The following is a 934-nucleotide window of genomic DNA, read 5'->3' on the forward strand; positions in this document are numbered from 1 at the left end:
CCGTATCCATCCATATCTGTTGCCAAGACAAATATACCGTTTTCTACATCAGTAATGGTCAGTGGTGCAGTGGCGTGAGGAGTCAATACATAGGGGTCAACTTTCGCACTTGCATCACAGTTGCTATGGTAATTATACCATTTACTGTTACTTGTTAATCCATATACGATATTATCTTTAACATCTACTGTAGTTACACTTACAGGATGAGTATCATTTCCCACGTAAGTATAAAGGTTGCTATTCTTTGCAAAACTTGAGTCTACATAAAAGATGTTTTTTGTCATCGTGAGACTACCTTTATTATGTCTGAAATATGGATTGTTTCCTGCAATATTACTTACTGTATTATTAGATATTATTGCAGTAAGATTTCCTTCTGTAAAGTCTGTTTGTAATCCCCAATTCAATATTTGACCCACATAAGGTGTTTTACTGTATACTATATTATTGGTAAATGCAAATTTCTTGTATGGAGCCAAGTTTTTGGTTGTATATAGATGTATGAGAGCTTTGTTGTCTGCATTGACCATAATACGAGTTCTATTAATAATGATCGTATTGATACCATTCAAATTGTCTTTTGCTGTATCTTGATAAATTGGGTTTTTAACGTCGCTGATCTTACATTCATCTATGATCAAAGCTGTGAAATCAGTAGCACTTGAAGTATTCGAATTGTTGAAATATTGTCCATCAGTAGTGAAACTACTCATATCTAAATGAATATTCTTTATGAAGATATTTCCAGAGACTGTTTTCCAAACCCTACTAGGTTTAATGACAGGTTTAGAATCAGAATATTTCCCAATGATAATAATTGTATTATTAAGGTTTACAGGATTGATTGTTGTAAAATCATTATTTCCTGTTAAGAATAAGATTTTGACTTTCTTGGAATTATTGATATAGCTGTCAAGTTCTGGTTCTGTTC

Annotated in this window: 1 pseudogene; it reads right to left on the minus strand. The window is 32.4% G+C overall.

Features of this window, described 5'->3' with window-relative positions:
* A pseudogene (locus tag AB5935_RS26980) lies at positions 1–934 on the minus strand (hypothetical protein); the annotation flags it as partial.

It is taken from the genome of Phocaeicola sp. RTP21198st1_B8_RTP21198_201120 (genome assembly GCF_040929485.1).
GTDB classification, from domain to species: Bacteria; Bacteroidota; Bacteroidia; order Bacteroidales; family Bacteroidaceae; genus Phocaeicola; species Phocaeicola dorei.